Below are 2,269 nucleotides of genomic sequence, written 5' to 3'. Positions count from 1 at the left end.
CCAGCATCACCTTGCCCGCGACCCGCCCGCCCGGGGTGACCTCGTGCATGCGGTTGAGGGTGCGCAGGAACGTCGACTTGCCGCAGCCGGAGGGGCCGATGAAGGCCGTGACCGAGCGGGGCTCGACGGTCATGGAGATGTCGTCGATGGCGCGGAAGCTGCCGTAGTAGGCGGTCAGGCCGCTGACGTCGATGCGCTTGGCCATGGGAACCACTCTCTTAGTGCTTGGGGGCCTTCCAGCGGGCGATGCCGCGGGCGACCAGATTGAGGATCATGACGAAGGCGATCAGCACGAGGGCGGCCGCCCAGGCGCGGTCGTAGGACGCCTCGTTGCCGTTGGCCCACTGCTCGTAGATGTAGTACGGCAGCGAGGACTGGGCGCCTTCGAAGGGGTTGGCGTTGATCTGCGCCGAGCCGAAGACCAGCAGGAGAATGGGCGCGGACTCACCGGCGATGCGCGCCACGGCGAGCATGATGCCCGTGGTGATGCCGCCGACGGCGGTGGGCAGCACGACCTTGAGGATCGTCTTCCACTTGGGCACGCCCAGCGCGAGCGACGCCTCGCGCAGCTCGTTCGGCACGAGCTTGAGCATCTCCTCCGTCGAGCGGACCACGATCGGCATCATCAGGATCGACAGGGCCATGGCGCCCGCGAACCCGGAGTAGCCGAAGTCCAGGATGATGATCCAGAACGAGAGGACGAAGAGGCCGGCGACGATCGAGGGGATGCCGGTCATCACGTCCACGAAGAACGTGACGGCCTTGGCCAGCTTGCCCGTGCCGTACTCGACCAGGTAGACCGCGGTCAGCAGCCCGATGGGCGCGGCGATCAGGGCGGCCAGGCCGACCTGCTCCAGGGTGCCGATCAGCGCGTGGTACACGCCGCCGCCCGGTTCGAGAGTGATCACCCCGTTCATGGAGTGGGTGAGGAAGAAGCCGTCCAGGACCTTGCTGCCGCGGGCGACGGTCTCCCACAGCAGCGACGCCAGCGGCACCACGGCGAGGATGAACGAGACCCAGATCAGGCTGGTCGCCAGCCGGTCCTTGGCCTGGCGGCGGCCCTCCACCAGGCCGGCCGCCGCCAGGGTGAGGGCGACGTACAGCAGCGCGGCGAGCAGGCCCCACTGCACCCGGCTCTCCAGCCCGGCGGCGGCCCCGATGCCGGCGCCGAGCGCGACGGAGGCGGCGGCCAGGCCGAGCGGGGCCCAGCGCGGCAGCCGGGGCTGCCGGAGGGTGGTCGCGGGCGTCGCGGACTCGGCGGGCGCGTCCGCGAGGACGGTGTCGCTCATGCGTTGGCCCCCGAGTACTCCTTGCGGCGGGCGATGATGATCCGGGCCGCGCCGTTGACCAGCAGGGTGATGACGAACAGCACCAGGCCGGAGGCGATCAGCGCGTCGCGGCCCGTGGAGCCGGCCTCCTTGAAGCCCGCGGCGATGTTCTGCGCGAACGTGCCGCCGCCCGGGTCGAGGAGGCTGGCGTTGATGAGGAAGCTCGGCGAGAGGACCGTGGCCACGGCCATCGTCTCGCCGAGCGCGCGCCCGAGGCCGAGCATCGAGGCGCTGATCACGCCGGACCGCCCGAAGGGCAGCACCGAGATCCGGATGACCTCCCAGCGGGTGGCGCCCAGCGCGAGCGCCGCCTCCTCCTGCATCTTCGGCGCCTGCCGGAAGACCTCGCGGGAGACGTTGGTGACGATCGGCAGAATCATGATCGCGAGCAGGATGCCGACCGTGAACAGCGAGCGGGCCGCGCCGCCGCCGTACTCGAAGATGCCGGTCCAGCCGAAGAAGTCGTCCAGCCACTCGTACAGCCCGGTGAGGTGCGGGACGAGGAAGAGCGCACCCCACAGGCCGTAGACGATGGAGGGGACGGCGGCGAGCAGGTCGATGACGTAGGCGAGCGGGGTCGCCAGCTTGCGGGGCGCGTAGTGCGAGATGAACAGCGCGATACCGACGGCGACCGGTACGGCGATCACCATCGCGATGACCGAGCTGACGATGGTCCCGAAGGCGAGCACGGCGATGCCGAACTCCGGGTTCTCCGCGTTCGGGTTCCACTCGAAGGTGGTGAGGAAGTTGGCCTCGTCCGCGCTGATCGCGAGGGCCGCACGCCAGGCGAGGAAGACGGCGATGGCGGCCATGATCACCAGCAGCGCGATGCCGGAGCCGCGGGAGAGGCCCAGGAAGATCCGGTCCCCGGGCCGGGTGGCGCCCTTCGCGACGGCGGCGTCCGGCGGGCCGTCCGGGGGCGCGGGGGGAGAGTCAGAGGG

Annotated in this window: 3 protein-coding genes; all 3 read right to left on the bottom strand. The window is 70.6% G+C overall.

Annotation, left to right across the window (positions count from 1 at the left end):
* The coding region (locus G5C65_RS35760; protein ID WP_165303216.1) for an ATP-binding cassette domain-containing protein at nt 1-205 on the bottom strand (205 nt) is incomplete at its 3' end.
* Between the two features lie 13 nt (nt 206-218).
* A complete protein-coding gene (gene pstA, locus G5C65_RS35755) occupies nt 219-1,289 on the bottom strand; it encodes a phosphate ABC transporter permease PstA (protein WP_165303215.1) in 1,071 nt (356 codons plus the stop codon).
* Nucleotides 1,286-2,269: phosphate ABC transporter permease subunit PstC (pstC, locus tag G5C65_RS35750; RefSeq protein ID WP_206442647.1), on the bottom strand; the 984-nt coding region annotated here is incomplete at its 5' end. The genes pstC and pstA, both read right to left, overlap by 4 nt.

Source organism: Streptomyces boncukensis (assembly GCF_011045075.1).
Lineage (GTDB): Bacteria > Actinomycetota > Actinomycetes > Streptomycetales > Streptomycetaceae > Streptomyces > Streptomyces boncukensis.
Note: the sequence above shows the minus strand (reverse complement) of the source record. Positions and strands in the feature narration are given on the sequence as shown.